The following is a 25,435-nucleotide window of genomic DNA, read 5'->3' as shown; positions in this document are numbered from 1 at the left end:
GCACCTATTCTTTATAGACTTGCCAAAACGTTTTTTCTTATTAAACTTACCCTTGTTATTGACTGTAGTTTCCTTGGCTCTTTTCATAAGCTTACCTGCATTTCTGGGTTCTGTTATAAATACATCACCAAGACTCCTTAAATAATTGGCATCTTCATTTATGGCAAGCTGTCTATTTATCGCATTAATACGACATAATTCAGAATGTTTTTCTTTTAGTTTCTTATAATGATTAGAATATCTCCAGGTCTTGTGACCTTTTTTTATTGTACCGTCTTCATTATAATTCTGAGGATTAGTTGCTCGTCTTGACCTGTCCATAGCACGATAATATAATCTTTCCAATCGTTCGGATTTTTGAATACTTCTGCCTCGCTCTGAAAGATTCTTAAGTCCTACTACTGTATCAGAAGTATAGGCAACTGTCTGTGTTCCTATATCAGCACCGATCATACCTCTGCCATATTTATGTCTTGGGTTGCCGAATCTATCGTATTTAGGTTTTGCCTTACCTTCAATGGTTAAATGTAGATATACTCTGTATTTGCCACGAATTAATTTTGGTACAAGAGTAGCATAGCATGGTCTATATGAATAATACAGTACGCTTCATCCATGAGTGTCTGCACAGCTTTATTATTCATGATCTCTGATTCAGCAAGATAATCCAATACTGCATTCACTTCATCTGTCTGAAATCTATCATTAATCTTTATTCCGAATACAGTCCTGCCAAGTTTGAATTGTAGCTTATTATCCGTAACGAATATACGGATGCCACGATCTATCTGTTTTGCCCTTATACAGGGTAAGTCTCTGTATTTAGAAAAATGTAAGATATTACCATTACCATATAAACATTTTTCCATGCCACGCCAAATATCTTCAGCTTTAGTAAGCGCAAAGACCGCATCTACGTTATACTTCTTTCCAATAAATATCATTGATTTTCTACAAAAATCCCAGGTAACATCATACTGCTTTGCCATTTCATTGAGCTGTCCAGCAAAATATTTACGTTTTTTATCATCTTTCGTAGAACCGTATAATTTAAGTAACTTACGATACCTCTTGGTACGCATAAGCCGGTCATAATTCTTTCTCATAAGACCTATAAGTTCATTGCCTGCTTTTCTGATTCTATCCGAAAGCTTTACCACTTTTTGAATATCACAAGAAGACATATCAGTTTCAGCAGATAGAATATGCCTATAAGAAAGCTTATGAAATTGTTTTAGAGCCTTTTTGTATTCTTCGTCACTAATCATCTTTTTGTTCCTCAATATACTTGATTACTGCAGCTTCGCTTATGCGTTCTACAGTCGAGATAAAATACCCTCCTGACCATAAAGCTCCACATCTTGCATAGAACTTTTTAAGCTGCTGATGCTTTTAAGAGTTCTAGCCACATCGAAGGGAGCGACAGTCTGTGGCACATCTACGAAAATATGTATATGGTCTGGCATCACTTCAAGTGCTTTTATATGATAATTATAATCGTTACAAATTTTCTGTAATATCTGCTTTAAACTATTATCAACATTATCTTTTAAAACCAAAAATCTGAATTTAGGACACCATATGATATGATATTGTGTTAGATATTTACAATGTAAAGCACTGTGATATTTCTCTTCACCCACTACCCTGCTCTTTAAGCCAATATTTTTCCTGAACGCCTCTGCGTATAAGATCAAGAAATGTAATAGTCTCGCCTTCCTCAGCAGAATAGATACGTGCAAGGTTTTCAAGTTCTATTTTCCATTCCATAGGAATAGATATGTTTATTTGAACATTATTTGATTTTGGTCTTCCCATTAATTAAAAGGTCTTTTCTATTTTTATACATACATTATATATCTGCTCTATACAAAACTTATGTAAAAATTATGTAGCTTTCATCCCATAGGCAAGCCTATAGGTTTTTCGCCACTAATTTATAACCTAGATGATCATGTCTGTATTGACTTAATTCCTTCTCTTTCATTGTCTTTAAACGATGTTTATTAATAATAAGTTCTCCCTCATCTAAACTATCAATACCACCAATAATATTAAGTAGTGTAGATTTACCAGAACCAGAAGGACCAAGCAATGCACAGAATTCTCCTTTATTAATAGTCATATCAATGCCTTTTAATACATCAATATGGCTTTCTCCTCGTCCAAAAGACTTCTTTAACCCCTTAATCTCCAAAAAATTCATAAGACCTCCTCCTATGTTAGCATCACCTAACTATACTATAATCAAATAGTTAGTTCGTGCAAACTAAAAACTATGATATAATGAAGAAAAAATGAGGTACATATATGAATTATACAGAAGAAGAATTATGCATATTAGTAGATCAATTACCAGATATTCAATACAACTTACAGATGCCTGTAACTTCTATTAATCTATTAGGTTTAACACCTGATTTATTTGATGAAGAAGTCTATGAAATATTAAAGGATTACTTTACTGAACAGAAATACAATGTTCTTACAACTTTCTTATATCATGATACATCATTGGATATGGCCGGTTATGCAGATGTAAATATTGTAGTATCAGTGAAAGGATTAAAGATTGCTGAATTATTAAAAGAGAAGTATGGCACACCTTATGTCGTAGGCTTTCCTTATGGGAAGTTCTCTTCTTATTTCTTTATGGCTGTTGAACAGGCATTAGAAACTGGCATTGACCAGATTCCTTATCAGAACTTCTTTAGATTACAGACAGAGCAGATGATTCAATTACATGGTGATCCTGTCATTATGAGTTCTATTGGTTTCTCTTTATCCCAGCAATATGATTTTGGTTATCAAGTGATATCAGATAGAAAAGAAACATTAGGTACAGTAGATTTTAAAGATACTAAAAAAGATGATATCCAAGTCGATATCACCTTCCCATTACATGAATCTATATTTAATTTAACTATTCATGACCTGTAATACACAATTTTCTATTGTTTCTATTCCCTGATCATGAAAAGCATGAAGTAAATCTTCATCATAAGTTCCTGGCTGCATCCAGGCATACTTAATACCCAGCTCTCTCATCTCTCTGATATAAGTCATACCAATTGTTTTATTGACGACAAAAACAACAACATCTACAGGATACTCTATATCCATCAGAGATGTATATATCTTGTCATTGTCTATTGTGTCATACTTAGGAGATATGCCATAGACATGCTTACCTGCATTCTTTAAGCACTGATATATTTGATAACTGTACTTCTCAGGATCAGGACTCATCCCAATGATACAATAATTATTATAGATCTTTAAAATATCTTTTTCTTTCATCGTTCATCACCGTTTTTATTATATCATACCACCAACATTTTTGATTGAATTTTACACCATAATAATGCATTTGTAGTATAATGACAAACGCGAATTGATGTGTTAATATAGACACGTATTAAATAAGAAAGGAAGGTCGTTTATAGTGTACGATATTATAGTTGTAGGTGCTGGCCATGCAGGTATTGAAGCATGTCTTGCTGGTGCAAGAATAGGAAATAAAACATTACTTATTACAAGCAACTTCTCTAATGCAGGAAGCATGCCTTGTAATACTTCCATCGGAGGACCTGCAAAGGGTATTATTGTAAGAGAAATAGATGCACTTGGGGGACAGATGGGTAAAACTACAGATGCGACTTACCTTCAGATGAAGATGTTGAATACTGCAAAAGGACCAGGTGTTCAGTCTCTTCGTGCACAGGCAGATAAGAAAGCTTATCCACGCTATATGCAGAAAGTATTAAAGGAACAAGAAAATCTTGATATTGTAGAAGCAATGGTAGAGGATTTGATTGTAGAAGGTGATGAGTGTAAGGGTGTTATCCTTGCAGATGGTACACGTTATGAATCTCATACTACAATTCTTACTACAGGAACTTATTTAAAGGCTGAAGTCCTTGTAGGTCATTCTAAGACTCCTAGTGGACCAGATAAACAGAAGGAAAGCTTATATTTATCAAGTAAGTTGAAGGATTATGGATTTAGAATCCAAAGATTAAAGACAGGTACACCACCTCGTGTAGAAATCAATTCTATTGATTATTCAAAAACAACAGTACAGCCTGGTACAGATGCGAAACTTTCATTCTCATATGAAACAACACATTTCACACCAGTAGAAGATCAGACTGTATGTTACTTAACATATACAACAGCAGAGACACATAAACTTATTAGAGATAATCTAGATAAATGTGCGATGTTCTCAGGACTTATTAAAGGTATTGGACCACGTTACTGCCCTTCTATTGAAGATAAGGTTGTTAAGTTTGCGGATAAGGAAAGACATCAGATTTTCCTAGAACCAGAATCTAAGGAAATGAATACAATCTATGTACAGGGATTCTCTACATCAATGCCTCATGATATTCAGGAAAAGATGGTGCATTCATTACCAGGACTTGAAAACTGCACTATTTTAAAATATGCATATGCGATTGAATATGATGCGATTGATCCATTACAGTTATGGCCTAGTCTAGAAACAAAGGTCTTAAAGAACCTCTTTACTGCAGGTCAGATCAATGGTACTTCAGGTTATGAAGAAGCAGCAGGTCAGGGTCTTATTGCCGGTATTAATGCGTCTAAGAAGGTAAAGGGGAATAAACCTTTAATCTTGAAACGTGATGAAGCTTATATTGGTGTATTGATTGATGACTTAGTGACTAAAGGTACTAAAGAACCATATCGTATGTTAACAAGTCGTGCTGAATATAGATTATTATTAAGACATGATAATGCGGATGAAAGATTAAGAAAATATGGCCATGATGCAGGTCTTGTAAATGATGAAGTCTATTCACTTTATCTAGATAAAATGAATCGTATCCATGCTGAAATAGAACGTCTAGATACCATTCATTTCTCACCTAAGAGTGAAATCAATGACCTTTTAGAAGAGAAGGGCTCAACACGTTTAAAAGAAGGTGTAACTGCCCGTGCTATTCTTCAAAGACCAGAATTAGTTTATGAAGACTTATTACCTTATATTGAACATGTTGACTTAACTGAAGAAGAAATGAGAAGAGTCACTATTCTTATTAAATATAAGGGATATATTGAAAAAACATTAAGACAAGTAGAAAAAGTAAAGAATATGGAAGAAAAGCAGATTCCTGCTGACTTAGACTATGATGATGTATTAAACTTATCATTAGAAGCAAGACAGAAACTAAAGAAGGTCAGACCTGTAACTATTGGTCAGGCAACACGTATTTCTGGTATTAATCCTGCAGATATTTCTGTTTTACTTATTCACTTAAAAACACAATACGGAGATTAATATGACACAACAAGAATTTATTGTGAGCTTAGAAGAAAAGGGCATTGTGCTTTCAGAAAAACAGATTAAACAGTTTGAAAAGTATTATGAAATACTAGTAGAATGGAATGAGAAGATGAATTTAACCGCTATTACAGATAGAGAAGGCGTTTATTTAAAACACTTCTATGATTCTCTTACAATTGCGTTTGATATCCCGTTTTCTAATCAAACAATCTGTGATGTAGGTGCAGGTGCTGGATTCCCTTCAGTTCCACTTAAAATCGTTTATCCAGAATTAAATGTCACTATTGTAGATTCTTTGAATAAGAGAATCACATTCTTGAATCATTTATTTAAAGAATTAGAATTAGATCATATTCAAGCAGTTGCATCACGTGCTGAAGATTTCTGTAAAGATCATCGTGAATCATTTGATATTGTCATGGCACGTGCAGTTGCAAGATTAAATATCTTAGATGAACTTTGTCTCCCATTAGTGAAGAAAGATGGTTACTTCCTTTCATTAAAAGGACTCAAAGCCCCTGAAGAATTAAAAGATGCGAAGGGAGGCATAAAGGTACTTGGAGGAGAAGTGATGGATGATTTTACTTTTACTTTAAGTGATCAGAATGATTATCGTCATAACATCGTGATCAAGAAAGTGAAATCAACACCTGCAAAGTACCCAAGAAACTATGGACAAATTAAGAAGAAGCCTTTATAGAAAGAAAAGGAACGTTATTAAAGATGCTTATTGTTTCTTAGATATCAATGATATTGTTGCGAATAAAGAACAGCCAAGAACTCATTTTGAAGATGAGAAGATCCAGGAACTCGCTGAATCTATTATGCAGAATGGTCTTTTACAGCCTATCGTAGTCAGAGAATATGAGGGTAAATATCAGATTGTTGTAGGGGAAAGAAGATACCGTGCTTGTAAACTAGCAGGTATTACAGAAGTGCCATGTATCATTCAGGAACTCGATGACAATCAGACAGCCAACGCCGCATTAGTAGAAAATATTCAAAGAGAAAATCTTTCGGCAATAGAAGAAGCCTTAGCTTACCAGCAGATTCTAGATACACAGGGTTTAACACAAGCCCAGCTCGCTGAAAAGGTAGGTAAGAAGCAGTCTACAGTGGCCAATAAACTTAGACTCTTAAAGCTTCCTATGACAGTACAGGAATCAGTTAAGAAAAAAGAAATCTCTGAAAGACATGCCCGTGCTTTATTAAAACTAGAAGATACAGCACAACAAAATAATATGTTGAAGGAGATTCTTGAACATAACTTGACTGTCGATGAAACAGAAAAAAGAATTGCGAAACTATTAGCACCTAAAAAAGAAAAACCACATGTACGTACATTCTCTAAAAGTGTTAAAATAGCACTCAACACAATCAATCAGGCAGTGAAGATGGTCACTGATGCTGGGACTGATGTAGAAGAAAACATCGATGAAACAGATGATGAAGTCATCATCACCATAAAAGTAAAGAAGTAGATCCTAATTAGTAGGACCTACTTCTTTTTTAAACCTTTCTGGAATTCTATTATGGAATACAATATCCATGACTTCATCATAACTAAATTCATAACATTCATTTGTTTCAGTCACATGTATTCTTAATACATCACCTCTCTCTGCTTCTGTTAAGAATAAATATAAATTTCTCATCAGTTCATCCATAAGGACCCTCCTATATATTTATTCTCAAAGAATCTTTAAATTACTTAATATTCAGTCAATGATATATATCATATTGTTTTTTTTTGACGATTTATATATAGTTATATTAAAAGATATGCTTTCGTGTAGTGAAAGGAGAAAGCTATGAAGAAAGCACTTATTATAATAGGAGAGGTCGTTGCATCATTTTTTATCGCTCTCTGTGTAGGATTACCATTAGCGAGTCTTGTGACAGGGTTGATAAGTTATCATGACAAAGAAGTAGAGTTTTTGATGATCTTCCTTATTATCCTATTTGGAATCTTGATCTTGAATAAGCTCAACAAAGAATGAGTATATCCTCGGATATACTTTTTTAGTAAAAAAAGATTGAGCTAAGCTCAATCTTCAACACATACGCATACAGGTGCAGGAATCTCTAATTCAGAATCTGTCATCAATAGCTTTTCATTCTCTTCATCAAAAGTAAGTACCTGAAGCTTATTATCTTCCTGTGCACCTACAATAACATACTTATCATCAATAATATTGAAGTCTCTAGGTTCTTTACCAGTATGTACCATATAAAGTAAAGAAATCTTACCATTCTCTTTATTGACTCTATATAAGGCAATAGAATTATGACCTCTATTAGAAATAAGTAGATGTTCTCCACTCTTTGTGAGATGAATTGCGGCAGCTGCATTAAATCCCTTAAAATGACGTGGAATACAATGAATAGCCTGAACTAAACTCATACGACCCTCATGATACTTAAAGACCATGATCTTATTCGCAATCTCATTAATGAGATAACCATAACGCCCATCCTGTGAGAAAATCAAATGTCTAGGACCAGAACCAGGTACAACATTTACTGTATAATCTGTATTCTCTTTAAGAACACCATCTTTATAATTGTACATCACAATCTTATCAGCACCTAAATCTACAGCATATAAGAAACGTCTGTCAGGTGTAAAACCAACATTATGTACATGAGGTGCAGTCTGTCTCTTTAATAAATCAGGACCCATACCAGTATGTCTCACAGCACCAATTTTATGATCAATACGATAATTTTCTAGTTTATAAGCAGCTGTTGCACCAACATGATAATTAGCAGCAAAGATATACTTATTATCATCAGAGATACATAAATGTGTATAACTTCTACCAGAAGAAGAATAGTTATTATTAAGAATCAATTCATCCTTATGAATACTAAAACTTCCTAATCCTCCACCTTCATTATTAGATCTTGCATTCTTATAAGATACATAAAGTTCTTTATTCTTCGCAATCAGATATGATGGAAAATCTTGAGTTAAGATCTGTTGTATTTTCTTTAATTCCAATGTTTCTTCATTAAAAGAAACGATATAGATTCCTTTATCGTCACCTTTACCGTAGCTTGCAACATAAATCGTTTTCATAGCACACCTCCATATGAGAATATTTTATCATAATTATTCTCTATTTACTAATGAGTTTCGTTATTATAAAATAATTGTAAAATAGTCAAAGGAGGACAAGAGGTTGGATAATAAGGAACTTTTATCTATGAGTGATGGTCTTTTAATTCAATTATTACAGAAAAATGCGAGATATAAGGTTTCTGACCTAGCCGCCGCGCTAGCAGAATCTAAAGACAGCATTGTAGAAAGATTAAATAGACTAGAAAAAGAGAAGATTATTTGTGGTTACCATACTATTGTCAACTGGGACAAGACAAATACTGAACTTGTGACTGCGATGATTGAGATTAATGCTATTCCTGAAAGAGAATATGGTTATGATCGTATTGCGTCACATATTTATAAGTACGAAGAAATTGAAACAATGTATTTATTATCAGGTGATTATGATTTTATGTGCATTGTAAAGGGTCGTACTATGCAGGAAGTCGCACACTTTGTTGCATCTAAATTAGCATGTATTCCAGGTGTTACAGGAACAAAAACAACATTTGTGTTAAAGCCATACAAAACAGATGGACATGTCCTAGTAGATGATGAAGATGGTAAAAATACGCGACTGGTGGTGACTCCATAAAATGGATTATGAGAAGAAATTAAGTACTGCAGCACAAACTATTAAACCAAGTGGTATTCGTAAGTTCTTTGATCTTGCGAACCAGATGGAAGGTGTTATTTCATTAGGTGTAGGGGAACCTGATTTTGCGACACCTTGGAAGATTAGAGAAGCTGCAATCTATTCAATTGAAAAAGGACGTACTTTCTATACTGCAAACAGAGGTTTATTAGAATTACGTCAGGAAATTAGTAATTATTATTATCGTCGTTTTGGTGTACATTATGATCCTGAAAATGAAATCATTGTGACTGTAGGTGGTTCAGAAGGTATCGATATTGCAGTAAGATCCTTAATGAATCCAGGTGATGAAATGATTATCTTAGACCCAGGATATGTTGCTTATGAACCAAGTGTTATTCTTTCAGGAGGAGTACCTGTAAGAATTCACCTAGAAGAAAAAGATGAATTCAAATTAACACCTGAAAAGCTTAAAGCAGCTATTACACCAAAGACAAAGGTCATGTTGATCAACTTCCCTTCAAACCCAACAGGTGGGGCAATGACAAGAGAAGACTATGAGAAACTTGTACCGATTATTAAAGAATCAGGTATTATTGTTATATCAGATGAAATCTATGCAGAATTAAGTTATGAAGAACCATTTAGTACATTGGCTTCATTCCCAGAAATCAGAGATCAGATTATTGTCATCAATGGTTTCTCTAAAGCTTATGCTATGACAGGTTGGAGATTAGGTTATGTCCTTGCAAACCCAGTACTCTCTAAGGCAATGTGTAAGATTCATCAGTATATTATCATGTCAGCACCTACTGGTGCACAATATGGTGCAATAGATGGACTGAGACATTGTGATAAAGAAGTAGAAGAAATGAGATCCTCTTATCTCTCACGTAGAAACTTCCTTGTAAAAACATTTAATGATATGGGACTTCATACATTTAACCCAATGGGTGCTTTCTATGTATTCCCATGTATCCGTTCTACAGGACTCACATCTGAAGAATTCTGTGAAGAACTATTAAATGATCAGAAGGTAGCCTGTGTACCAGGTACAGCCTTTGGTGATGCTGGAGAAGGATTTATCCGTGTCTCTTATGCATACTCACTAGAAGAATTAAAAATTGCGACTGAGAAGATTAAACTATTCTTAGATAACTTAAAAAACAGATCTCATTAGAGGTCTGTTTTTTCTCTTTCCAGCATCTCCTGATAGCTATAAACACAGCCACAGTAGTTCTGTCTATACATATGATATTCATCACTCATACATGTTGATTTCAAATAACCATTATCCTTCTTAAAATCACTATGAAGGAATTTTGGTGCTTCTAGATCTAAATCATCACCAATCTCATTGATCCATTGGCTATTCTTATGAGGAGAAACAGACAATACAGTTGTCCAATAATCAAAACCATGCATTCTAGCATAATCTCTTGCTTTCTCCATTCTTACTTTATAACACACATAACAGCGGTAGCCCTTTTCTCCAGTATCCTTATATGGCGCAATATGCGTTAAATATTCTTCAGGATCATAAGTATCTTCTACCACTTGTACATTCTGGTTCTCTTTATCATTGAACTCTTTCACAAATCTTTCTAACTCAGATTCACGACGATGATACTCATCAGCAGGGTAGATATTACTATTTGTATAATAAATAGTAATATCAAAGTACTGACATAACTCCTTAATCACATTAGAAGAACAAGGGCCACAGCATGCATGAAGCAATAACTTTGGACGTCCTTCTAAATGTTTAAGAGTCTCCAACATCACTAAACGATAATTCTGTTTCATTAGTGAATAAACATTGCATCACCAAATGAGAAGAAACGATATTTCTCATTTACTGCAATCTTATAGGCATTTAAGATATGTTCTCTACCTGCAAGAGCACTTACAAGCATCACTAATGTAGACTTAGGAAGATGGAAGTTTGTGATCAATGCATCAATACCAGTAAATGTATAACCAGGATAAATAAAGATATTTGTATTTTCATGAGCTGCTTTGAAGCATCCATATTTAGAATGGTTGGCTTCTAGTGTACGGCAAGAAGTAGTACCAACCGCAATAATACGTCTACCTTCTTTTTTAGCCTGATTTAATTTTTCAGCTACTTCTTCACTAATTTCATAATATTCACTATGCATATGATGTTCTAATACATTTTCTACCTTAACAGGTCTAAATGTACCTAAACCAACATGTAAAGTCACATCTAGGATTTCAACCCCTTTTTCTCTTACTTTCTGAAGTAATTCTTCAGTAAAATGTAAGCCTGCAGTAGGGGCAGCAGCACTACCTTCTACTTTTGCATAGACTGTCTGATAACGATCAGGATCATTCAACTTTTCTTTAATATATGGTGGTAAAGGCATAATACCTAACTGATCAAGAATTTCATAGAAAATTCCATCATAAATCATCTTGAAGATACGAATACCTTCTTCTCTGATTTCAGTACACTGAGCCTTTAAACGACCATCACCAAAAGTAATCACAGTACCTAGCTTTACAATCTTCGCATTACCTACTAAACATTCCCATAAATCATCATGAAGATCCTTTAATAAAAGAACTTCTACATGTCCACCCGTTTCTTCCTTAAGACCATAAAGACGTGCTGGAATAACCTTTGTATTATTTCTTACAAGCACATCACCTGGCTTTAGATAATCGAGAATATCATAGAAATGTTTATGTTCAACATCTCCTGTTTCTTTATCTAGAACCATTAAACGTGAAGTATCACGTTTCTTTAATGGTGTCTGTGCAATTAATTCTTCTGGAAGATCATAATCAAATAATTCAATATCCATAAAACTAAAACGCCCTTTCATAAACATCACGACCATACTGTTCTAAGAATTCTTCCTTAAAATCAGCTAAACGGTCTTCTTGAATTGCTTTTCTAATATCTGCTGCAAGATCTAATAAGAATGCAACATTGTGAATAGATAATAAAGACTTACCAAAGATTTCATCACATTTGTGAAGATGTCTTAAATAAGCTCTTGTATAATTTCTACATGCATAACAATGACACTTATCATCAATAGGAGTGAAGTCACGTTTATACTTTTCATTATTGATATTTATACGTCCATGATGTGTCATAAGTGCACCATGTCTTGCGACACGTGTAGGAAGTACACAGTCAAACATATCAATACCTCTTATAGCACCTTCAATTAAATCAATAGGATTACCTACACCCATTAAATATCTAGGCTTATCTTCAGGCAACCACTTAACACTATCTTCAATCATCTTATACATGATTGGTTTAGGTTCACCTACAGAAGTACCACCAATAGAATAACCAGGGAAATCCATATCAACTAAAGTCTTAGCACTTAGTTCACGTAAATCCGCAAACTCACCACCCTGGACAATACCAAATAAAGCCTGGTCTTCTCTCTTATGTGCTTCCTGACCTCTCTTAGCCCATCTTAATGTTCTTTCTACAGAGTTTTTCATATAATCATGAGTACATGGATAAGGTGCACATTCATCAAAACTCATAATAATATCAGCACCTAGATCTTCCTGAATTGCGATAGACTTTTCGGGAGATAAGAATAGCTTAGAACCATCCACAATACTCTTGAAGGTCACACCTTCTTCTTCAATCTTACGTGTCTTACCTAATGAGAATACCTGGAATCCTCCAGAGTCTGTAAGAATAGGTCCATCATAGTTCATGAACTGATGAAGCCCGCCTGCATCTCTTACAATATCACTTCCTGGTCTTAACCATAAATGATAAGTATTTGCAAGTACAACCTGAGAGCCCATTTCTTTAAGCTGTTCAGGAGAAATACCTTTTACTGTTGCCAGTGTTCCTACAGGCATGAACATAGGTGTTTCTACATCACCATGTGGTGTATGAAGAATCCCATATCTTGCGCCTGTCTGTTTACATACGTGTTTACATTCATACCAAAAATCTTTCATTTTATCACCTCGATAACCTTGCCTATTATACGAAAAAATAGCCATTAAATCAATAAAAAAGGGGTAAGCTCCCCTTTCTTAAGAATATTATTTGTGTTTTAAGTCATCCAGTTTTTTAAGGATTAGAAGACCAAAGATAATAATCAGTCCAATAATCACTAAGCCATAGGCTTTAATATCTGTATCATAAGGTGATATAATATAGACTATTTGTTTAACACAAACTAAAGCGAAAAGTGATGCAATAAACCAAATGAAAAATTTTACCACTATACTGTTCTTCATGTATGTTCCTCCAAACTGAAGTATTATTTCTTATATATATTTTATCATTATCCTCCCCCCCTGTCTTTTTAAATCTATCTTCTTGCTTATATTTTACATTAATAACTGTAATATAAAAAATCTGTAGTTTTCTATGTTAATATATTACAATAAAATTATAAGTACTAACTATTTTAACGGAAGGAAATAGTACAATGAAAAATAAAATGATTGTGAAAATTGTTGTCTCAATTCTTTTGTCTTATCTAATGGTTTTTATTATTAATTCATTGCTTAGTAATACTTATTTAGCTCAACCAGAACTTAATCATATTATTGTCCTTGATTACATTCTTGCTTGTTGCATTGTTATTATTGCGCTTATTATTATATTTGGTTTTTTAATCTTAACTAAACATGAGTAATTCTAGAATTATACTTATGTATTAAATGAAATCGCTCTTTTTAAGTAAAATGTTGCTTTAGGTAATTATATTACGCAGCAAAAATATCATAATGATACTCATGATATGCTTCTTTAGGTGAAATAGGCAATGGTATTAAGATAAAGAAAACTAATGCCTTCGTGTCATTAAGAAAGGGTGTTTGCTATAAAATGGCAGACACCTTTTTTATTACCGCTAAAAAGCATTTGAAAATAATATGGTTTATGAACTGCTCCTAAAGAACTATTACATAGTTCTAAAAAATACATTCCTAAAACAATAGTGCATAATAAATTATGTTAGGATGCTCTATAATTTAGAGTCTTACATGATTGATCTTTTTGACGCATTTAAATAATTTTTATGGTCTTTTGGGAATAGAATTAATGACTTTAGTTAAATACATGGAATGTGTGAAGTAGTACTATTTACTATACATAATAACTAGTTTTATAATACGAAAAAATCCAGGAAAATATCCTGGATTAATCAAATGTAACATATTCGTTATCTAAAGGTTTAGCCCCTTCAACATGATCTACATCAAGAACACAGATATTCGCATTCATAGATGGATCATATTCAATATGTGTATGACCTTCTAATAGAAGCCATTCATTAGGTATGAATTTAGACGCATATTCACTTACACAAAGCATACCAATTAATGAAGTATCCTGTTCACAACATACCATTGCATAACGACCAAGAATAAAACCATTAGGAATCACTTTATCACGACCTATGAACTTACCTTTGATTTTAATTGTCTTTTGATCATAACGTTCTGGATGTTCCATCGCATCATAACAGAAGATACCAAAATCATGATCAGCAACTTCTAAATGATCCTGTGTATAATCATATGGTAATTCATCATCCTGCATAGTATTTACAGAACCATCTTTATTTTCATAGATGATCTGACATACAGGATTCATTGCCTTGATGTTGTTTCTTAAAGTAGACTTCTTCATACCATCTTCAATACGATTAAAGATGACTAAGTCACTCTTAGCACAATGTTGGAATAAAAGTGCACGCATATTATTCACATAAAGCTGGAAAGTAGAGGCATTGATAGTAGTTAGAATCTGTACAACATCCCAGTTTTCAGGGAATTTTGATTCTACAAACTGATCTACATTCCACATACCATTAAATTCTACAAGAACCTGTGTAGGATGATATTTTTCCTTTAAATCCTTAAAGAAATCGGCAGTGAAGTCTTCTTCATTCTCTACATAAACGATTTCACAGTTATGTTCCTTAATAGCTGCTTCATTATATTCTACTTCACCTTCTTCTGTCACAATAAGCACAGATGTTTCATAATCACAGAAGTCAGTATTAATAATTGTATCGTTGATAAATGTTGTTTTACCACTTTCTAAAAAGCCAGTAAATAGATAAATTCTTGTTTCTAAATTATCCATACATTAACCTTTCATTAAATCATAGATTTTATGTGCATCAAGCTTTTCACCAATCACACACATTCTTCCACCAACATCTGGTGTACATTCACGGATTTCATAATCACCACTTACAAAGTCAAATTCAAACCATTTACCATCAGTACCTTTCACAATACCCTTAGAACGAAGAATATGACCTAAAGATTCATCAGTACCTAAAGTCTTTAACTTATCGTCAAGTTCTTCTTTAGTAAATGGATGTGCTGTTTCAATACCAATACTATTGAATACTTCATCAGCATCATGCATATCTTCTTCATCATAGTATAATGTGCTTTCTCCATCATGGTGATGATGTTCATGATCGTGATGATGACCACATTCACATTCGTGATCATGGTCATGGTGATGTTCACATTCGCATTCGTGGTCATGATCATGATGGTGACCACATTCATGGTCATGATCATGGTGATGATGATGTTCATGATGATGTCCATGAACACTTTCCTGATGTTCCTTTTCAGCCGCAATCAATGCCTTTTCTAAAGCATCCTTATGATTACTTGCTTCAAGAATCATATCACCTGTAATCTGATCCCATGGAGTAGTAACGACTGGTGCATGAGGATTTAATTCTCTAATAATATCTAAACATTCCGCAATCTTTTCTTCAGACACATCCTGTGAACGGCTTAAGATTACACAGCTTGCTGCACCAATCTGGTTATTAAAGAACTCACCAAAGTTCTTATGATACATCTTACATTTCTTTGCATCTACTACAGTAAAGAAACGATCAAGTGTTAAATCAGCACCATGTACCTTCTGTACAGCCGCAATAATATCAGATAACTTACCAACACCTGTTGGTTCAATAATAATACGATCAGGATGATATGTATCTACAACTTCCTTTAAAGCTGTTTCAAAATCACCTGCAAGACTGCAACAAATACAACCCTGACTCAATTCATTGACAGTAATACCTGCATCACGCATAAAACCACCATCAATTCCAATTTCACCAAACTCATTTTCAATGAGTACTAACTTTTCATCTTTTAAAGATTCATTTAATAATTTTTTAATAAGTGTTGTTTTACCAGCACCTAAGAATCCAGAAATAATATCAACTTTTGCCATTTTATTGACTCCTTTCTTAACCATCTCACATTATATCATTTTTCTAAAAAAACGCTCATAAAATGATAAAAAAGCTTATATAAACTTTTCAATAAATCCCGAATTGCAAGCAGAAACTGGAAATAAGAAGATAAGTTAGTTTTTATAGAAAATAGTATTACCAGTTACATTAAGTTTAGCTAGTTCGTTAAGAAATAGTTCTTCAGAAGAAAGATATCCAAGTATCTTTCTTTTCTTCTGGTTTATTTTATTGTTTATATCAATAGTTGTCTCCTTATCAATTGTATTAATATCAGTTCCTTTCTTAATGAAATATCTTATAAGTCCATTGCAGTTCTCATTTGAGGCTCTGTCACATGAATGATAGGGTCTACCGAAATATACAGTGGTTCTTTTCTCTTTTGATTTTGGCTTCTGCTCTATATCTTTCCATCTAGAAAACTCACTACCGTTATCGAAGGTGATTGATTTAAAGATATCCTTAAAGCTATCACCATAAAACTTATGAAGCTTGTTTATCTGCATATAGACCTGCTTTGAAGATTTAGCAGAGATAGGAATCATATAGTAGAAGCGTGTCTTTCTTCCAATGAGAGTAAGATATGCACCATTCTGTCCATCTCTAGGTCCAGTGACAAGGTCACCTTCCCAATGTCCGAATTCTTCTCTGTCCTTGATATATTCAGGCCTTTCGGTAATGGAAGTGCCTTTCTGTCTTTTTGGAATGTATGACTTCCAGTTCTTTTTTGTCTTTCTTCTGACCATGCGAGGAAGATCAATAGGCTTGATGGATGTTTTTCCCTGATGTACATAGTTGTAAAAAGTTTTAGTAGACACAGTCATCATATTCTTTATTTTGTCTGGCTGATGAATCCTTAAATAGTTGATGGTCTCATCAATAGAGGACAATCTATTTGATTTAATTTCTTGTTCGACAAGAGAGATGAACTCTTTTGATTTTTCAAATTTAGAGTTATTTGGAATCTTATGATTCTTGGATCTCTTTTCAAATGCAGCCATGGCAGAAAGTTCATAATGAATTTTAAGATGAGTATCTTTGATAGTTATAGTGGCATCCTTAATGATCGAATAGACATTAGAGACGGTAGTGCCTACAGTAGAAGCTAATTCTCTAATGAATTGAGTCTTGCCAATGTTACGCTTACCAGGATGGGAAGCATTGAACTGAATCAAAGAATTGATGATGAATTCATAATGAGAAAAATTAAGGTGTTTATTTTTTGCTTTTTGTGATATATTAATGCTGTTCATAGAAATCTCCTTATAAAGTGTGGTAACTATATAATACGATTTCTATGGACTTTTTTATACAAAAATTGAGAATAGTGGGCCTGCGACCGCGTCAATTGGGATAAAGGGGCATGCCCCTTTATCCCAATTCCTTAATTCCAGTTTCATTTTACAATTGAGGCTTTTCAATAAATACACCTATTCCGTTACTTTATCTTTTGTAACATAGTCATCATCCTTAGGTGCATATAGAATACCTCTATAATGATTTATTCAAATAAGATAAGCCTGTGTACTACATTTAGTCGTTAAACGATAAATAGAAATCACCAAAACATGCTTTACTTATTTTCAGGTCAGACATATGACTCACTTTCTTAGAATTATCTAAAATGTTTATTATATTTCTATAACTATGTATATGTATGTGTTATAATCCCAAAAAAGGAAGGTGATATTTATGATAGATGGACATATGCATCTAGAATATGGGAATCTCTCAAAAGAGTATGTACTACAGTTTGTAGAAAGTGCAGTAAAGAATGGTATGGATGAAATACAGATTCTTGATCATACACATCGTTTTAAGGAATTTAGACCTGTTTATGAAGGCGTAAGAAAAGCATCTCCTTATCAAGAAGAATGGTTAAACAATAAAGAAATGAAGTTTCATAGTACTTTAGATGAATATTGTGCTTTGATTAAAGAAATCAAGGCGATGGATTTACCTATTAAGGTGTCTTTTGGTTTAGAGGTATGTTATGTACCTGAATATGAAGAAACAATTCGAGAAATATTAAAACCTTATCATTTTGATTTCTTAGTAGGAGCCATTCATTCTATCGACGGTAAACTCTATGATATGAAATGGTCAGAAGAAATCTTATGGAACAAGTATCCTGTGGATGAAATCTATAAGAGATACTATGAATGTGTTTTCTCACTTGTAAAATCTGATTTATTTACACAGCTTGCACATCCAGATACGATCAAGATGTTTGGCCATTATCCTACTTATGACTTACAGCCTACATATGATGAACTTGCTGAATTATTAAATGAACATCATATGAAAGCAGAAAACAATGTAGGATGTTACTATCGTTATCATACACCTGATATTGGCTTATCAGATCAGTTATTACAGACCTTTAAAAAACATCATGTCCAGATGATTACTGCAAGTGATGCGCATCATCCAGAAGATGTAGGTCGTAATATAGCGGACGTCTGGGAAAAAACAATGAAGTGAAGACTTCACTTTTTTGATATATTTTTTTCATAAAAGTACTTGAATGATATACAAATATTGATAAGTTTGTTTCTAATTTTATATTGAATAATTCAATGGAATTTAATGAATATATAATAAATATGAAGGAAGGCGAGAGGCTTATGAAGAAGATCTTATTGGTATGTAATGCTGGTATGTCAACAAGTATGCTTGTATTAAAGATGGAAAAGGCAGCATAAGATAAAGGCATGGAAATGGAAGTTAAGGCTCTCCCAGTAACAGATACAGAAAAAGAACTCAATGACTGGGATGTCATTATGTTAGATCCACAAGTTCGTCATATGGAAAAGAGATTAAGAGAATTAACATCTACACCGATTGAAGTCATCAATATGCGTGACTATGGTATGATGAACGGTGAAAAGGTATTAGATGCTGCTCTGAAAATCCTCGGATAATATTTGATAATTGAATTACTCCTTAATGTGAAAAGTGAAGATGGGTTCATCTTCACTTTTTGTTTTTCTCCAGTCTTTCTAAATGTTTCTGATGGAGCTCTTTATAATGATTAAAAGCATGAGGATTTAATTCCTGTAGCTTCTTTTCATATTTGCTACGGTACTGTTTTAATACACGTAATGTTTCAGGATTCATTTCCTGTAACTTTTCTTCAATACGATCACGATATTGTTCGAGTCGTTCTTCTACATACTGCTCATTTTCATGAATCTTTTCCATGATTTCTGGAATATGCATTTCTAGTCTTGATAAGAATTCATCCGCTTCAATCAAACCTAGTTCACCAAAGTCTGTATGATTTTCAATATCCTTTAATAGATCAGGAGATAAGTCTGTTTTAGAATGAATCTTATCCAACATTTCCTGAGTCATCTTCTGTTTATACTTTTCAGCCTCATCACCAAAAGCCCATTCTAATTCTGGCTGTATAAATGAGATATGAGATGTTTTTAAATCTTCTAATGGATAAGGAGGGACAAGTCCACAATCTAATAATGCCTGCTGCATTGTACGTCTTACATGACCACTTGTAATTATTTCTATACCACCATTTTCTCTTAATGCCTGATTAAGATGATCCATATGACGTGTTAAATAGAAATCTATATTTCTTTTCTGTAAATCATTATAGAAGATAATCAAACGATCAATTGCAGTAAAATCAATATTACTAATACCAGAAGCATCTACAATAACCTGCTCAGTATCTTCTTTAATCGCTTTTTCTATATCTTCCTGGAACTTATCAATATTCGCAAAAAATAGATTTCCTGGGAAACGATAAATAATAGTATGTCTAATTGGTCTTGCATTCACATTCTTTTCTAGATTAAAGAAGCCTGTCTGCCCTGGAATTACACCTAAGAAATGGGCTGGTGGAGTGACTGCCTTAATAACTACAGCGAGGAAGGATAAGACAATACCAATCACTACACCATAAATAGTCCCAAAGATAAGTACTCCACAACATGCTGCCATAAAGATATAGAATTCATTTCTACTTTCTTTAAATAAACGTTTACCTAACGCAAAGTGACAGGCACCAAGTAAGGCAGTAATAACGATGGCAGTTAAAATAGGAACAGGAAGGTATTCAATAAATCCTGTACCAAATAATAGAAGAAGTGCCATAGTCGCAGCAGCTGATAAGCTCATCGCCTGAGTCTTACATCCATACTGTCTTGCAAGACCAGTTCTAGAAACAGAACCATTTGTCGGACAGCATCCTACAAGTGAAGTAGCCAGTTCAGCTATACCATAGGCAAATATTTCTTTGTTTCCATCTAATTTATAGCCATCCTTCATTGCATTACCCTGTGCAGATAATAAAGTCTGTGCGAGTACAACTATCGCAATAGATAATGTAGTAAAGAATAAAGCAGAAATATCTACATGGGCAATAGAAGGAATCACAAGCTTTGGTAAACCTGGATCAACATGAGGTAATAACTTCACTCCATATCTTTCTAAAGGAAATAGGGCAGTCAATAAAGCACCGATAAACATCATAAGAATAGGCATAGGAATCTTCTTATTTATTCTCTTTACTATAAGAATAATGGCAAGAGTGAAGATACCTAATACAAAAGATAAACCATTAAAGAGTGGTAACTCTTTAATAATATGATTGACTAACTCAAATATTTCACCTGTTCCTGTTGTCCCACCAAAGAGCTTAGGAACAAGCATCATAATAATAGATAAACAGATACCTGTTACGAATCCACCCATGACAGGTGTAGAAATATACTTAACAGCACGTCCTGCTTTAATAATTGAAAAGAAGATCAACCATAAAGCAACCATGAGTGCAATAACAGGAACCACCTGCATTGCTTCCTTTGTCCCGGCAGTAATGCCAAGAGTAGCCAATGCACTTCCAGTAAGAGCTGCAGGGGCTGCATCTACACCAAATACAAAATCATGACTCGTAGTAAATAAACTAAATACGAGAATAGGAACCAAAGAACCATATAAACCATAGACCATTGGTAGACCTGCTACCTGAGCATATCCCATTGATATAGGAATAGATATAAAAGCAACAATAATACCTGCAAATACATCATCCATTGTCGCATTCTTAAATTTCTTCATAAGCCACCTCTTTCTTAATTCTAATTATAATGATTTATCATGATGAGTCTATCTCTATCAAAACGCCTCTATATTGTATACAATCTAGGATATTTTTCAAAATATTTGTATATTTTAATAATATCAGTGGACAAATTTGTATTAAACTAATATAATGCATATAAATTAACAAGGAGGAAGTCGAAAATGACAGATAAGAGAGTTTATAATTTTTCTGCAGGACCATCTCAGTTACCTGTAGAGGTATTAAAGGAAGCAGCAGATCAGATGCTGAATTATAAAGGCTCAGGCATGAGCGTAATGGAGATGAGTCATCGTTCCTCAACATACCAAAAGATTTTTGATGATACAAAAGCAACTTTAAAGAAAGTTTTAAATATTCCAGATAACTATAATATTTTATTATTACAAGGTGGGGCAACACAGGAATTCACAAACATCGCCTTAAACCTTATGGTGAATGGTAAATCAGATTATATCGTTACAGGAAGCTTCTCTGGTAAAGCTGCAAAAGAAGCTGCTAAGTTTGGGGATGTTCATATTGCCTATGACGGTAAGGACAACGATTTTACAGAAATTCCTACACAGGATCAGTTAGATATTCGTGAAGGTGTTGATTATGTACATCTTTGTAACAACAACACTATCTATGGTACAGAGTGGAACTATGTACCAGATACAAAGGGCGCACCACTTGTAGTAGATATGTCTTCAGATATCTTATCAAGACCTGTAGATGTTTCTAAATATGGTGTTATTTATGCCGGTGCACAAAAGAATATGGGTATTGCCGGACTAGGTGTAGTTATTATTAGAGAAGATCTAGTAAAACCACATCCAGCTAATATTCCAGTTCTTTCTGAATTAGATACTATGTTAGAAAAGGATTCTATGTATAACACACCACCATGCTGGGCTATTTATATGTTAGGTCTCGTAGTGAAATGGATTGATGAACAGGGTGGATTAGAAGTGATGAAGGAAAAGAATGAAAAGAAAGCAAAGCTTCTTTATGACTACTTAGATCAGTCTGACTTCTATAAACCACATGCAAAGAAAGATGCACGTTCTAATATGAATGTGACTTTCACAACACCATCTAAAGAATTAGATGCTGAATTTGTAAAGGAATCTATTGCAGCAGGTATGACAAACTTAAAAGGACATCGTAGTGTAGGAGGTATTAGAGCATCTATCTACAATGCAATGCCATATGAAGGTGTAGAATATTTAGTTAATTTCATGAAAGAATTCGAGGAGAAACATAAATAGTATGTATAAGATTAAAACTTTAAATAAGATTTCTGAACAGGGCTTAGAAATCTTTGATGATAATTATGAAGTCGGTGATAATTTAGAACATGAAGATGGGATTTTAGTTAGATCAGCTAAATTACATGACTATGATTTCCCAGCTGAATTAAAGGCTATCGCAAGAGCAGGTGCAGGTGTCAACAATATTCCTGTAGATACATGTACTGAAAAAGGAATCTGTGTATTTAATACACCAGGGGCTAATGCGAATGCGGTTAAAGAATTAGTATTATGTGCTTTAATCTTAAGTTCAAGACAGGTGATTCCTGGTATTGAATGGGTAAAGACATTACCAGCTGATGATTTTGGAAAGGCTGTAGAAAAAGGCAAGAGCCAGTTTGTTGGTCCTGAAATTGATGGTAAGAAGCTTGGTGTTATTGGTTTAGGTGCAATTGGTGTGAATGTAGCTAATGCAGCTGTTAAATTAGGTATGGAAGTATATGGTTATGATCCATATATCAGTGTTAATGCAGCATGGAAACTATCTAAATGGGTTCATAAAGCAGCTACTGTAGAAGAATTATTTAAGGAATGTGACTATATTACTATTCATGTACCAGCAACTCCTGATACAAAGAACATGATCAATAAGAAGTCACTTGCAATGATGAAAGACGGTGTACGTATCTTGAACTTTGCACGTGATACATTAGTAAATACTGAAGATATTATCAAAGCATTAAAGTCAGGTAAAGTGGCACGTTATATTACAGACTTTGGTTCTAAAGAACTTGTAGAAACTGAAAATACAGTTGTATTACCACACTTAGGTGCTTCTACTCCAGAATCAGAAGATAACTGTGCAACTATGGCTGTAAAAGAAATGATTGATTACTTAGAAAATGGTAATATCCAGAACTCTGTTAACTTACCTACAGTTGTAGAACCACGTACTACAACATATCGTGTATGTATTATTCATAAGAATATTCCTAACATGTTAGCTGTATTTGCGAACGCATTTGCGAAAAAGAGCATGAACATTGAAAACATGGTCAATAAAGCACGTGGTGAATATGCATATACTGTCATTGATACAAATGATTTATCAGAAGATATCACTAAAGTGATTGAAAATCATGAAGGTGTTATTAAAGCTAGAATTATTGCGAAGATTGTTTTCTAAATCCTTCTTTTTGAATAGTCCATCTAATGATGGACTTTTTCTTTTGAAAAATGTAATATGGGAGTGCGAAGGGGTGATGGGATGAATAAATTAGTAGATGCTTTATCCTGGGTGGCTATGAAATGTACTCAGAATAAATACTTAAATGCAATTAAAAATACCTTCCAGAATTATATGCCAATATCTCTTACAGGTGCTGTTGGAATATTTTGGATAAATGTACTAGTCAATGATCATGGGGGTTTAGGTACTGTTTTTCCACTTATTATGGATTTAAAAGTTTTTAATCCAATCTTTGAAGCATTGAATTATGCAGCTATTTCATGTATCTCTATCGTAATTGTATTATTATTATCTAGTGAAATTGCTCAGGCGAATGGGGATTATGATATTTATCCTGTGATTGTCAGCTTTATATGCTGGTTGATTGTCACACCACATATTATTGATGGTCTTCATATTAATATGCTATTACATACAGGTAGTGGTGCTATTGTACATACAAAACTATCCACTTTTGTGCATATACCAAATTCTATAGGAATAACTTTGAAAGATTTTACTGCGCAGGGAATAGGTTCAATTTATACATCTTCATCAGGACTCTTTACCGCAATGTTTGTCGCTATATTTGCGACAGAACTCTATCATTTATTAAGAAACTGCGATTGTCTCTTAATTAAGCTTCCTAGTCAGGTTTCTACTAATCAGGTATTATCATTCATGAATATCGTTCCTACGTTCTTGACATGCTTAATTATGGGTTCTGTCTCCTATCTTTGTATCCTAAGCACAGGTCACACACTTAATACAAATATATATAATCTTATACAGCTTCCATTACAGCTGATGGCAGGGGATAATTTAATTGCGGTTCTTGTTTTGTATCTTATTATCACATTGTTTTGGATTGTTGGCTTCCATGGGAAGAATCTTATGTTGTCTATCGTTGAATCTTTGTATAGACCATTACTCTATATTAATATGGCAGCATTTAATGCGGGTTTAAGAGGAAAAGATATACCATATGTATTCAATTCAATGATGTTTCAGATGTTTGGAGAAGTTGGCGGCTCAGGATGTACATTAGGGGTTGTGATATATATACTTGTTTTTTCCAAAAGACATGATAATCGTCTAATAGCGAATATTTCTTTATTCCCAAGTTTAGTGAATATCAACGAAACAGTCATCTTTGGTATGCCCATTGTGCTTAATCCTCTATTATCTATTCCATTTATTCTTGCACCACTTATTTCTCTTACAGCGGGTTATTTCCTTATTTCAATGGGATTCTGTCCACATGTGATCATGGAAGTACCTTGGGTTATGCCACCTATTTTAATGGGCTTCTTAGTTACTGGAGGAAGTATCTATGGGGCACTATCACATCTCATATGTATATGTATCTCAGTACTTGTGTATGCGCCATTTATTTATATATATGAGAGAAAACAGAAGAAAGAAGAATATATCTATTAAAGTGACAAAAAGAGTGGATTTATGCATATAAATTCGCTTTTTTTGTAACAACTATACAATATCCTTAAGAATACTTGTTTAATCCTTTTATTAGACAATATGAAATGACGAGGAGGAAACAAAAAAAGTAACTCTCCTTAATTGTTCAATCGTGGAT

General features: G+C 33.7%; 25 protein-coding genes and 3 pseudogenes. 12 read left to right on the top strand and 16 right to left on the bottom strand.

What is annotated here, in order from left to right:
- The 5 genes and pseudogenes from ACFOZZ_RS11095 to ACFOZZ_RS11075 form a co-directional block, all read right to left on the bottom strand.
- Positions 1 to 453, bottom strand: a pseudogene (locus ACFOZZ_RS11095) (RNA-guided endonuclease TnpB family protein); the annotation flags it as partial.
- Positions 454 to 554: 101 nt separating this feature from the next.
- Positions 555 to 1,268 carry a hypothetical protein gene (locus ACFOZZ_RS11090; RefSeq protein ID WP_376815253.1) on the bottom strand — a complete coding sequence of 238 codons (714 nt, stop codon included), beginning with the start codon at positions 1,266 to 1,268 and terminating at the stop codon, positions 555 to 557.
- Positions 1,261 to 1,643, bottom strand: a pseudogene (gene tnpA / locus ACFOZZ_RS11085) (IS200/IS605 family transposase). The gene ACFOZZ_RS11090 and the pseudogene tnpA overlap by 8 nt, the downstream one beginning before the upstream one ends.
- The gene (locus ACFOZZ_RS11080; protein ID WP_376815252.1) at positions 1,636 to 1,818 is read right to left on the bottom strand and encodes a hypothetical protein; all 183 of its coding nucleotides are present in this window, start codon (positions 1,816 to 1,818) and stop codon (positions 1,636 to 1,638) included. Before ACFOZZ_RS11080 ends, tnpA begins: the two are co-directional and overlap by 8 nt.
- A gap of 97 nt (positions 1,819 to 1,915) precedes the next feature.
- The gene (locus tag ACFOZZ_RS11075) at positions 1,916 to 2,206 is read right to left on the bottom strand and encodes an ATP-binding cassette domain-containing protein (protein WP_376815251.1); all 291 of its coding nucleotides are present in this window, start codon (positions 2,204 to 2,206) and stop codon (positions 1,916 to 1,918) included.
- A 104-nt stretch (positions 2,207 to 2,310) separates the two neighbouring features.
- On the opposite strand from ACFOZZ_RS11075, the gene ACFOZZ_RS11070 reads away from it, so the two are divergent.
- Positions 2,311 to 2,940 carry a hypothetical protein gene (locus ACFOZZ_RS11070; RefSeq protein WP_376815250.1) on the top strand — a complete coding sequence of 210 codons (630 nt, stop codon included), beginning with the start codon at positions 2,311 to 2,313 and terminating at the stop codon, positions 2,938 to 2,940.
- On the opposite strand, the gene ACFOZZ_RS11065 is transcribed toward ACFOZZ_RS11070, so the two are convergent.
- Positions 2,920 to 3,300, bottom strand: coding sequence for a CoA-binding protein (locus ACFOZZ_RS11065; protein WP_278778923.1), 381 nt, complete (start codon positions 3,298 to 3,300; stop codon positions 2,920 to 2,922). The genes ACFOZZ_RS11070 and ACFOZZ_RS11065 overlap by 21 nt on opposite strands.
- 145 nt (positions 3,301 to 3,445) lie before the next feature.
- Here ACFOZZ_RS11065 and mnmG point away from each other — a divergent pair, with 145 nt between their 5' ends.
- The 3 genes from mnmG to noc are packed head-to-tail and all read left to right on the top strand — an operon-like array spanning position 3,446 to position 6,792.
- Positions 3,446 to 5,305 (top strand): tRNA uridine-5-carboxymethylaminomethyl(34) synthesis enzyme MnmG, encoded by a 1,860-nt coding sequence (mnmG, locus tag ACFOZZ_RS11060; RefSeq protein WP_279147606.1) that lies wholly within the window; start codon positions 3,446 to 3,448, stop codon positions 5,303 to 5,305.
- A 1-nt stretch (position 5,306) separates the two neighbouring features.
- On the top strand, positions 5,307 to 6,011 hold the full coding sequence (rsmG, locus tag ACFOZZ_RS11055) for a 16S rRNA (guanine(527)-N(7))-methyltransferase RsmG (protein ID WP_376815249.1): 705 nt from the start codon (positions 5,307 to 5,309) through the stop codon (positions 6,009 to 6,011).
- Positions 5,983 to 6,792, top strand: coding sequence for a nucleoid occlusion protein (gene noc / locus ACFOZZ_RS11050; protein ID WP_278860432.1), 810 nt, complete (start codon positions 5,983 to 5,985; stop codon positions 6,790 to 6,792). The genes rsmG and noc overlap by 29 nt, the downstream gene beginning before the upstream one ends.
- A 3-nt stretch (positions 6,793 to 6,795) precedes the next feature.
- Here noc and ACFOZZ_RS11045 read toward each other — a convergent pair whose 3' ends face one another.
- Entirely contained in the window at positions 6,796 to 6,978 is a 183-nt protein-coding gene (locus tag ACFOZZ_RS11045) for a hypothetical protein (RefSeq protein ID WP_055234290.1), read from the bottom strand.
- Positions 6,979 to 7,122: 144 nt separating this feature from the next.
- Between ACFOZZ_RS11045 and ACFOZZ_RS11040 the strand changes: the two genes are divergently transcribed.
- Complete coding sequence (locus tag ACFOZZ_RS11040) at positions 7,123 to 7,311, top strand: hypothetical protein (RefSeq protein WP_278860431.1); 189 nt, start codon at positions 7,123 to 7,125, stop codon at positions 7,309 to 7,311.
- A 47-nt stretch (positions 7,312 to 7,358) separates the two neighbouring features.
- Here the strand turns inward: ACFOZZ_RS11040 and ACFOZZ_RS11035 are convergent, their stop codons facing one another.
- Positions 7,359 to 8,393: a lactonase family protein gene (locus ACFOZZ_RS11035; protein ID WP_055234288.1), complete on the bottom strand. Its 1,035-nt coding sequence runs from the start codon at positions 8,391 to 8,393 to the stop codon at positions 7,359 to 7,361.
- A gap of 127 nt (positions 8,394 to 8,520) precedes the next feature.
- Between ACFOZZ_RS11035 and ACFOZZ_RS11030 the strand changes: the two genes are divergently transcribed.
- Both ACFOZZ_RS11030 and ACFOZZ_RS11025 read left to right on the top strand, forming a co-directional pair.
- Positions 8,521 to 9,012, top strand: coding sequence for an Lrp/AsnC family transcriptional regulator (locus ACFOZZ_RS11030; protein WP_006506908.1), 492 nt, complete (start codon positions 8,521 to 8,523; stop codon positions 9,010 to 9,012).
- A gap of 1 nt (position 9,013) precedes the next feature.
- Entirely contained in the window at positions 9,014 to 10,192 is a 1,179-nt protein-coding gene (locus tag ACFOZZ_RS11025; protein ID WP_376815248.1) for an aminotransferase class I/II-fold pyridoxal phosphate-dependent enzyme, read from the top strand.
- Here ACFOZZ_RS11025 and ACFOZZ_RS11020 read toward each other — a convergent pair.
- The 7 genes from ACFOZZ_RS11020 to ACFOZZ_RS10990 form a co-directional block, all read right to left on the bottom strand.
- Positions 10,189 to 10,818, bottom strand: a complete 630-nt coding sequence (locus ACFOZZ_RS11020; RefSeq protein ID WP_376815247.1) for an epoxyqueuosine reductase QueH — start codon at positions 10,816 to 10,818, stop codon at positions 10,189 to 10,191. The genes ACFOZZ_RS11025 and ACFOZZ_RS11020 overlap by 4 nt on opposite strands.
- Complete coding sequence (queA, locus tag ACFOZZ_RS11015; RefSeq protein ID WP_055234297.1) at positions 10,818 to 11,843, bottom strand: tRNA preQ1(34) S-adenosylmethionine ribosyltransferase-isomerase QueA; 1,026 nt, start codon at positions 11,841 to 11,843, stop codon at positions 10,818 to 10,820. The genes ACFOZZ_RS11020 and queA overlap by 1 nt, the downstream gene beginning before the upstream one ends.
- A gap of 4 nt (positions 11,844 to 11,847) precedes the next feature.
- Positions 11,848 to 12,981: a tRNA guanosine(34) transglycosylase Tgt gene (gene tgt, locus ACFOZZ_RS11010; RefSeq protein ID WP_055234286.1), complete on the bottom strand. Its 1,134-nt coding sequence runs from the start codon at positions 12,979 to 12,981 to the stop codon at positions 11,848 to 11,850.
- A gap of 87 nt (positions 12,982 to 13,068) precedes the next feature.
- Positions 13,069 to 13,266 (bottom strand): hypothetical protein, encoded by a 198-nt coding sequence (locus ACFOZZ_RS11005; RefSeq protein WP_279067731.1) that lies wholly within the window; start codon positions 13,264 to 13,266, stop codon positions 13,069 to 13,071.
- 910 nt (positions 13,267 to 14,176) lie between these two features.
- Positions 14,177 to 15,127 (bottom strand): GTP-binding protein, encoded by a 951-nt coding sequence (locus ACFOZZ_RS11000; protein WP_006507047.1) that lies wholly within the window; start codon positions 15,125 to 15,127, stop codon positions 14,177 to 14,179.
- A 3-nt stretch (positions 15,128 to 15,130) separates the two neighbouring features.
- Entirely contained in the window at positions 15,131 to 16,255 is a 1,125-nt protein-coding gene (locus ACFOZZ_RS10995; protein ID WP_376815246.1) for a CobW family GTP-binding protein, read from the bottom strand.
- A gap of 135 nt (positions 16,256 to 16,390) precedes the next feature.
- Entirely contained in the window at positions 16,391 to 17,527 is a 1,137-nt protein-coding gene (locus ACFOZZ_RS10990; RefSeq protein WP_376815245.1) for an IS30 family transposase, read from the bottom strand.
- A 439-nt stretch (positions 17,528 to 17,966) separates the two neighbouring features.
- Between ACFOZZ_RS10990 and ACFOZZ_RS10985 the strand changes: the two genes are divergently transcribed.
- Both ACFOZZ_RS10985 and ACFOZZ_RS10980 read left to right on the top strand, forming a co-directional pair.
- Positions 17,967 to 18,758, top strand: a complete 792-nt coding sequence (locus ACFOZZ_RS10985) for a histidinol-phosphatase HisJ family protein (protein WP_278780865.1) — start codon at positions 17,967 to 17,969, stop codon at positions 18,756 to 18,758.
- Between the two features lie 143 nt (positions 18,759 to 18,901).
- A pseudogene (locus tag ACFOZZ_RS10980) lies at positions 18,902 to 19,198 on the top strand (PTS sugar transporter subunit IIB).
- A gap of 52 nt (positions 19,199 to 19,250) precedes the next feature.
- Here ACFOZZ_RS10980 and ACFOZZ_RS10975 read toward each other — a convergent pair.
- The gene (locus ACFOZZ_RS10975) at positions 19,251 to 21,356 is read right to left on the bottom strand and encodes a SulP family inorganic anion transporter (RefSeq protein WP_329966953.1); all 2,106 of its coding nucleotides are present in this window, start codon (positions 21,354 to 21,356) and stop codon (positions 19,251 to 19,253) included.
- 186 nt (positions 21,357 to 21,542) lie between these two features.
- Here ACFOZZ_RS10975 and serC point away from each other — a divergent pair, with 186 nt between their 5' ends.
- From serC to ACFOZZ_RS10960, 3 genes are all read left to right on the top strand, one after another.
- Positions 21,543 to 22,628 (top strand): 3-phosphoserine/phosphohydroxythreonine transaminase, encoded by a 1,086-nt coding sequence (gene serC / locus ACFOZZ_RS10970; protein ID WP_279067734.1) that lies wholly within the window; start codon positions 21,543 to 21,545, stop codon positions 22,626 to 22,628.
- 1 nt (position 22,629) lies between these two features.
- Complete coding sequence (locus ACFOZZ_RS10965) at positions 22,630 to 23,796, top strand: phosphoglycerate dehydrogenase (RefSeq protein WP_006507039.1); 1,167 nt, start codon at positions 22,630 to 22,632, stop codon at positions 23,794 to 23,796.
- A gap of 81 nt (positions 23,797 to 23,877) precedes the next feature.
- On the top strand, positions 23,878 to 25,278 hold the full coding sequence (locus ACFOZZ_RS10960; RefSeq protein WP_376815244.1) for a PTS sugar transporter subunit IIC: 1,401 nt from the start codon (positions 23,878 to 23,880) through the stop codon (positions 25,276 to 25,278).
- Positions 25,279 to 25,435 lie beyond the last annotated feature (157 nt).

Source organism: Catenibacterium sp. GCM10023432 (genome assembly GCF_042651925.1).
Classification (GTDB): Bacteria; Bacillota_I; Bacilli_A; order Erysipelotrichales; family Coprobacillaceae; genus Catenibacterium; species Catenibacterium mitsuoka.
This window is presented reverse-complemented; position numbering and strand designations above follow the sequence as displayed.

Coding starts and splice junctions, on each gene's coding strand:
- ACFOZZ_RS11090 (WP_376815253.1), bottom strand. CDS start 1,268: ATGATTAGTGACGAAGAATACAAAAAGGCTCTAAAACAATTTCATAAG.
- ACFOZZ_RS11080 (WP_376815252.1), bottom strand. CDS start 1,818: ATGGGAAGACCAAAATCAAATAATGTTCAAATAAACATATCTATTCCT.
- ACFOZZ_RS11075 (WP_376815251.1), bottom strand. CDS start 2,206: ATGAATTTTTTGGAGATTAAGGGGTTAAAGAAGTCTTTTGGACGAGGA.
- ACFOZZ_RS11070 (WP_376815250.1), top strand. CDS start 2,311: ATGAATTATACAGAAGAAGAATTATGCATATTAGTAGATCAATTACCA.
- ACFOZZ_RS11065 (WP_278778923.1), bottom strand. CDS start 3,300: ATGAAAGAAAAAGATATTTTAAAGATCTATAATAATTATTGTATCATT.
- rsmG (WP_376815249.1), top strand. CDS start 5,307: ATGACACAACAAGAATTTATTGTGAGCTTAGAAGAAAAGGGCATTGTG.
- noc (WP_278860432.1), top strand. CDS start 5,983: ATGGACAAATTAAGAAGAAGCCTTTATAGAAAGAAAAGGAACGTTATT.
- ACFOZZ_RS11045 (WP_055234290.1), bottom strand. CDS start 6,978: ATGGATGAACTGATGAGAAATTTATATTTATTCTTAACAGAAGCAGAG.
- ACFOZZ_RS11040 (WP_278860431.1), top strand. CDS start 7,123: ATGAAGAAAGCACTTATTATAATAGGAGAGGTCGTTGCATCATTTTTT.
- ACFOZZ_RS11035 (WP_055234288.1), bottom strand. CDS start 8,393: ATGAAAACGATTTATGTTGCAAGCTACGGTAAAGGTGACGATAAAGGA.
- ACFOZZ_RS11030 (WP_006506908.1), top strand. CDS start 8,521: ATGAGTGATGGTCTTTTAATTCAATTATTACAGAAAAATGCGAGATAT.
- ACFOZZ_RS11025 (WP_376815248.1), top strand. CDS start 9,014: ATGGATTATGAGAAGAAATTAAGTACTGCAGCACAAACTATTAAACCA.
- ACFOZZ_RS11020 (WP_376815247.1), bottom strand. CDS start 10,818: ATGAAACAGAATTATCGTTTAGTGATGTTGGAGACTCTTAAACATTTA.
- queA (WP_055234297.1), bottom strand. CDS start 11,843: ATGGATATTGAATTATTTGATTATGATCTTCCAGAAGAATTAATTGCA.
- tgt (WP_055234286.1), bottom strand. CDS start 12,981: ATGAAAGATTTTTGGTATGAATGTAAACACGTATGTAAACAGACAGGC.
- ACFOZZ_RS11005 (WP_279067731.1), bottom strand. CDS start 13,266: ATGAAGAACAGTATAGTGGTAAAATTTTTCATTTGGTTTATTGCATCA.
- ACFOZZ_RS11000 (WP_006507047.1), bottom strand. CDS start 15,127: ATGGATAATTTAGAAACAAGAATTTATCTATTTACTGGCTTTTTAGAA.
- ACFOZZ_RS10995 (WP_376815246.1), bottom strand. CDS start 16,255: ATGGCAAAAGTTGATATTATTTCTGGATTCTTAGGTGCTGGTAAAACA.
- ACFOZZ_RS10990 (WP_376815245.1), bottom strand. CDS start 17,527: ATGAACAGCATTAATATATCACAAAAAGCAAAAAATAAACACCTTAAT.
- ACFOZZ_RS10985 (WP_278780865.1), top strand. CDS start 17,967: ATGATAGATGGACATATGCATCTAGAATATGGGAATCTCTCAAAAGAG.
- ACFOZZ_RS10975 (WP_329966953.1), bottom strand. CDS start 21,356: ATGAAGAAATTTAAGAATGCGACAATGGATGATGTATTTGCAGGTATT.
- serC (WP_279067734.1), top strand. CDS start 21,543: ATGACAGATAAGAGAGTTTATAATTTTTCTGCAGGACCATCTCAGTTA.
- ACFOZZ_RS10965 (WP_006507039.1), top strand. CDS start 22,630: ATGTATAAGATTAAAACTTTAAATAAGATTTCTGAACAGGGCTTAGAA.
- ACFOZZ_RS10960 (WP_376815244.1), top strand. CDS start 23,878: ATGAATAAATTAGTAGATGCTTTATCCTGGGTGGCTATGAAATGTACT.